Annotated in this window: 4 protein-coding genes and 1 pseudogene; 2 read left to right on the top strand and 3 right to left on the bottom strand. The window is 70.9% G+C overall.

Going from position 1 to position 5,799, the window contains the following annotated elements; translation table 11 throughout:
• Together AC31A1_RS45470 and AC31A1_RS45465 are read left to right on the top strand one after the other, a co-directional pair.
• Positions 1 to 90, top strand: a pseudogene (locus AC31A1_RS45470) (rodlin); the annotation flags it as partial.
• 314 nt (positions 91 to 404) lie between these two features.
• The gene (locus tag AC31A1_RS45465) at positions 405 to 815 is read left to right on the top strand and encodes a rodlin (RefSeq protein ID WP_200711930.1); all 411 of its coding nucleotides are present in this window, start codon (positions 405 to 407) and stop codon (positions 813 to 815) included.
• A 56-nt stretch (positions 816 to 871) separates the two neighbouring features.
• Here the strand turns inward: AC31A1_RS45465 and AC31A1_RS45460 are convergent, their stop codons facing one another.
• From AC31A1_RS45460 to AC31A1_RS45450, 3 genes are all read right to left on the bottom strand, one after another.
• Positions 872 to 2,803 carry an AMP-dependent synthetase/ligase gene (locus AC31A1_RS45460; RefSeq protein ID WP_489658941.1) on the bottom strand — a complete coding sequence of 644 codons (1,932 nt, stop codon included), beginning with the start codon at positions 2,801 to 2,803 and terminating at the stop codon, positions 872 to 874.
• Between the two features lie 85 nt (positions 2,804 to 2,888).
• A complete protein-coding gene (locus AC31A1_RS45455) occupies positions 2,889 to 4,481 on the bottom strand; it encodes a vWA domain-containing protein (protein WP_489658940.1) in 1,593 nt (530 codons plus the stop codon).
• A 329-nt stretch (positions 4,482 to 4,810) separates the two neighbouring features.
• On the bottom strand, positions 4,811 to 5,674 hold the full coding sequence (locus AC31A1_RS45450; RefSeq protein ID WP_328683247.1) for an ABC transporter permease: 864 nt from the start codon (positions 5,672 to 5,674) through the stop codon (positions 4,811 to 4,813).
• Positions 5,675 to 5,799: the final 125 nt, after the last annotated feature.

Genomic DNA, 5,799 nt, shown 5'->3' with positions numbered 1-5,799 from the left:
AACTCCACCCAGGCCAAGGGCGACGAGCCGCTGTCGCACATCCTGGACAACATCCCGGTCCTGTCGGGCAACGGCGCTGCGGGCAGCTGACCCAGCGGACGCGCACAGCGGGCCGCCGATCTCTCGGCGGCCCGTTGGCCTGCCTCGCCGGGACGCGCGGAAGGCGGCCGAGGAGTTCGGGAAGCTGCGCGCGGCCCGTCCGCCGGTCCCCCGCGGACAGCAGCCCCTGCCGAGCGACCCGCCGCGGATCACCCGCCGCTTCCTCGCGCGAGGAAGCCAACTTGCTTACACGCGAGCCGACTTATTGCTCCATTCAGGGCAAAGGCCGCAACCAAACCAGTCATCACTCAGTTGATCATCGCGCGGCTCCGCAACGGGAGTCCGTCCTCCGAAAGGGTTTGAACATGAAGAAGCTGTGGGCGACCGCGGCTGTTGCCGCCTCCCTCGCCGGTGCCACCGCCGCTGTCGCCACCCCGGCGATGGCGATCGGCAACGACGACGGTGTCACCACCACCCAGGGCAACGGCGCCGTGCAGAAGTACGGCAACCAGGAGACCAAGGGCGACATGAGCCCCCAGCTCTCCCTCGTCCAGGGCACCCTGAACAAGCCCTGTGTCGGCCTGCCGGTCAAGGCGAACCTCGCCTCGATCGTCGGCGTCGTGCCGGTCACCGTTCTGCAGGACGTGCCGATCCTCTCGGCCCCGCAGAACCAGCAGTGCACCGAGAACTCCACCCAGGCCAAGGGCGACGAGCCGCTGTCGCACATCCTGGACAACATCCCGGTCCTGTCGGGCAACGGCGCCGTGGGCAGCTGACCTCAGCACCACGCACCACCAGAGCGGGCCGCCGAGCACTTCGGCGGCCCGCTTTGTCACGTCTGCTTCGGCTTCGCGTACAGGGCCTCGATGTCCTCCGCGTAGGCCGCCGTCACCACGTGCCGTTTGAGTTTCAGGGACGGGGTGAGGAGGCCGTTGTCCTCGGTGAACTCGCCCTCGATCAGGGCGAAGGCGCGGATGGACTCGGCGCGGGAGACGGCCTCGTTGGCATGGTCGACGGCCTTCTGGACGTCGGCGCGCAGGCGGGGGTCCTCGACGAGTTCGGCGAGCGGGGTGTCGGCCGGGAGTTTGCGGACCGCGAGCCAGTGGGCGAGGGCTTCCGGGTCGAGGGTGATCAGGGCGGCGACGAAGGGGCGGTTGTCGCCGACGACCAGGCACTGGCCGACCGGGGCGCGGCTGCGCAGGCGGTCCTCCAGGACGGCCGGGGAGACGTTCTTGCCGCCGTTGGTGACGAGGATGTCCTTCTTGCGGCCGGTGATGGTGAGATAGCCGTCCTCGTCGAGCGCGCCCAGGTCGCCGGTCGCGAACCAGTCGTCCTGCAGTACGGCGTCGGTGGCCGCCGGGTTGTTCCAGTAGGCGCCGAAGACCACCCCGCCCTTGATGAGCACCTCGCCGTCGTCGGCGATGCGGATCGTGGTGCCGGGCACCGGGAGGCCGACCGTGCCGGGGCGGGGCCGCAGCGGCGGGACGATGGTGGCGGCGGCCGTGGTCTCGGTGAGTCCGTAGCCCTCGTAGACGATGATCCCCGCGGCGGAGAAGAAGAGGTTGAGGTCGCGGTCGAGCGGGGAGCCGCCGCTGATCGCGTAGCGCAGGCGGCCGCCGAGTTCCTTGCGGATACGGCGGTACACCAGCAGGTCGTAGAGGGCCCACGCGGCGTAGAGGGCGGGGGTGGGGCCCTTGCCGGTGCCGAGGAACTTGTTCAGGTAGGCCTCGCCGAAGCGGACGGCGATGCGGTCGGCGCGGTCGAAGGAGGCGGCGCGGCCCATCTTCTCGGCGGTCGCGCGGCCGGCGTCGTGGATCTTCTCGAAGAGGTACGGCACGCCGACCAGGAACGTGGGCCTGAACTCCTTCAGTGCCGGGCGGAGTTCGTCGGGCTTGATGCTCGGGCAGTGGCCGATCTCGATGCGGGCCATCAGGCAGGCGATCTGGAGGGTGCGGCCCATGATGTGCGCGAGCGGGAGGAACAGCAGCGTCGAGGCGACCTGGCCGGTGACCTCCGTGAAGAGGGGGTGCAGCAGCTCGACCAGGTTGGCGGCCTCGGCGTGCAGGTTCGCGTGGGTGAGGACGCAGCCCTTGGGGCGTCCGGTGGTGCCGGAGGTGTAGCAGATCGTCGCGATCGTGTCGGGGGTGAGGGAGGCGCGGCGCTTGGTGATCTCGTCGTCGGGCAACTCCTCGCCCAGCGCGGCGAGTTCGGCCATGGCTCCGGCGTCCAGCTGCCAGACGCGCGGGGGTTGGGGGTGGCGGGCCGTGCCGGCGAGGACCGTGGCGGCGTTCTCGGCTGTCTCCGTGATGACGAAGCGGGTGCCCGAGTCCCGGACGATCCACTCCACTTGGTCTGCGGAGGAGGTGGCGTAGATCGGTACCGTCTGGCCGCCGGCCGCCCAGATCGCGAAGTCGAGGACCGTCCACTCGTAGCGGGTGCGGGACATGACCGCGACCCGGCCGCCCGGTTCGAGGCCTGCGGCTGTCAACCCCTTTGCGGTGGCGGTGACTTCGCGGGCGAAGGCGGTCGCGGTGACGGGGTGCCAGGTGCCGGCCTGTTCGCGGCGGAGGACCACGGTGTCGGGGGCCTCCGCCGCGTTGGTGAACGGGAGGTCGGCAATGCTGCCGGTCGTCGGGCGCGCGGCGAGCGGCAGGGTGCCCGCCTCCCGTACGACGCCCCGCTCGTCCCGGGTGAGTTCGACCCGGGTGCGGGCCGCCAGGTCGGTGCGTTGCCGCGCCCGCTTCAAGTCCTTGCGTACGCCCATGACGACTCCCGGTCGACGGTGACTGGGACGTCAACCTACTCGCAAGTAGGGGAAGGTCAATGGGGTCTGTGCGGTTCCGGTGGGTTCAGTTCGTTCGGCGCGCCTCGTCGATCGCCTCTGCGAGCTGTCGTACGTCCGTGTCTTCAGTTTTCTCCGCCAACGTGTGGGCGCGGGTGGCGAGTTGGCCGAGGCCGGGGTTGCCGGGCAGGGTGCCCGCGCTGTCCTCGGGTGAGCGGAGGGTGTCGGCGAAGTAGGCGGCCACCGCGGTGACTTGGAAGGTGTTCGGGGCGCTGCTCAGGGAGTCGTGCAGGGCGTCGGTCTCCAGTTGGCCCGAATTCTCGTGCGGGGCACGGGTGTCGGGGTCGAGCCAGCGGACGCTCGCGGTGGCGAGGTGGCCGTCGGCGCCGGGCCTGGTGCGGACGGCGTAGAGGGCGGTCACGGTGTGGCCGGGGCCGATCTCGCCGCCGTCCACGTTGTCGTTGCGGAAGTCGTCGTCGGCGACCTTGCGGTCCTCGTAGCCGATGAGGCGGAACTGGGCCACCGTCTCGGGGTCGAAGGCGACCTGGGCCTTGGCGTCGCGGGCGGTGAGGTCGATGTTCCGCGGGAGTTGGTCGACGAAGACCTTGCGGGCGTCGGCGTCGTCCGAGACGTACGCGGTGTGGCCGTCGCCCTTGTCGGCGAGTTTCTCCATCAGGGCGTCGCCGTAGTCGCTGCCGACGCCGACGCCGAAGAGGGTGATGCCGTGGTCGCGGCGTTCGTCCGAGATGCGTTCCAGGATCGAATCGGCGTTGGTGTCACCGGTGTTGGCGAGGCCGTCGGAGATGAGGACGACGCGGTTGGTGGCGCCCTCGCGCAGGCCCTCGGTGGCGGTGGCGTAGCCGGTTTCGACGCCGGCGCCCAGGTTGGTGGAGGACTGGGTCTCCAACTCGGCGATGGCGTCGTGGACTTGGCCGCGGTGGCCGTCGAGGCGCGTCATCGGGAGGACTGTCTCGGCCTCGTCGCTGAAGGTGACGAGCGCGACCGAGTCGTCGTCGCGGAGTCGGTCGGTCATCTCGTCGAGGGACTTCTTGGCGAGGTCCAGGCGGCCCGTCTCGCTCATCGAACCGGAGACGTCGATGACGAACGTCAGGGCGGCGGGCGGGCGTTCGTCGGCGGAGTCGGCGGTGCGGGTGGCGAGGCCGACGCGGACGAGGGACCAGGTGGAGCTGTCGGTGCGGGCGCCGTCGACGGTGACCGTGAAGCCGTTGCCGTCGGGGCGGTCGTAGTCCTGGCGGAAGCTGTTGACGAACTCCTCGGGGCGGATCGTCGAGGGGTCGGGGAGCCGGCCGTCGGCGAGGACGCGGCGGGCGTAGCCGTAGGAGGCGGTGTCGACGTCGAGGGCGAAGGTGGAGAGGTAGTCGGGGGACGGGGCGAGCTGTTCGGCTGGGGTGCCGGTCTGTTCGCCGTCCCGCTCGCTGCTGTCGGCACCGCCGGAGGTGACGATGGGAGCCGGGGCCGGGAAGCCGGTTCGGTTCGCCGCGTCCGAGTTGCCGGAGCTGCCGCCACCGCCCGCACCGCAGGCGGTGAGGAGCAGGCCGCTCGCGGCGGTGAGGGCGAGCAGGGAGGCGCGCAGTCGCCGGGGGCGGTGGTGCGCGTGCTCCTGCCTCGGTCGTGTTCGGTGGGTCTGGTGGGTCTTCATCTCCCGTGCCCCCTCGGTCCGTTGACGTCGGCTTCTTGCGACTGTGACGGCGGAGGGGGCGGGAATGTGCGCGACGGGGAGTTGCGGAAGCGTCTCGAAGGGGTCGCGATCATGGTCGGGCCTGCCCGGCGGATCAGGTCGCAGGGATCCAACGGTGACTCACTAACACAGGTGAGCGGGGCGTGGTGCGTGCAGCTGCAAGGCGGAGGAGGGCGTCGACGCGGAGCGTCGGCAACCGACGACAACGCCGCAGATGTGCGTGCCACGCCCCGCGTCTGCGGCATGATCCGCCGGGCAGGCCCAAGACCGGTGGGTGATCCTCCGGTGACCTAGGACACGATGTCCTTGCGGGCGAAACCCCGGAAGGCCAGGGCGAACAGCACGATGGCGTACGTAACGGAGACAGCCGTGCCCTGGATCATGCCGGACCACTCCGGATGGGGCTGTACGGCGTCCGCCCACGCGAACTGCCAGTGCGCGGGCAGGAAGTCGCGCCAGTGGCCGAGGGCCGTGACGGCGTCCAGGACGTTGCCGACGATGGTCAGGCCGACCGCGCCGCCGACCGCGCCCAGGGGTGCGTCGGTCTTCGTCGAGAGCCAGAACGCGAGCCCTGCGGTGACCAGTTGGGACACGAAGATGAACGCCACGACGACCAGCAGGCGTTGGGCCGCCGTGCCCGCGCCGATCGCGCCGCCGGTGGGCAGCTCCAGTGGGCCCCAGCCGTAGGCGGCGGTGCCGACGGCGAGGGCGACGAGCGGGAGCAGGATCATCGCGGCGAGGCTGAGGCTCAGCCCGACGACCAGCTTGGACCACAGGAGGCGGGCCCTCGGCACGGGTGCCGCGAGCAGATAGCGCAGGGAGGACCAGCTGGCCTCCGAGGCGACCGTGTCCCCGCAGAACAGGGCGACCGGGACGACCAGCAGGAAGCCCGCCGACACGAACAGGTTCACCGCGGCGAAGTTGGCGCCGGACGAGGTGGCTGTGTCCATCAGCGTCAGCTGGGAGCCGCGGTCGCCCGGGGTGCCGCCGATCGCGAAGGCGGCGACCAGGATGAAGGGCAGCGCGGCGAGGATGCCGCCCATGACCAGCGTGCGGCGCCGCTTCAACTGCCGGACCAGCTCCACCCGTAGGGGCAGGGTGCGGCCGGCCCGGTAGCCGGAGGCCACCTCGACGGGCTCGGCGAGCGTGCTCATGCGGAACCTCCGATCAGGGTGAGGAAGGCGTCTTCGAGCCGGCGGTGCGGGCCGACGGAGGAGACGGGGACTTCCAGGCGGACGAGTTCTACGAGGAGTCGGGCCGCGGTGGGTGAGCCGTGGGT

It is taken from the genome of Streptomyces sp. P5F9, assembly GCF_057961495.1.
The sequence above is the reverse complement of the archived record's forward strand: the minus strand, read 5'-3'. Positions and strand labels throughout refer to the sequence as shown.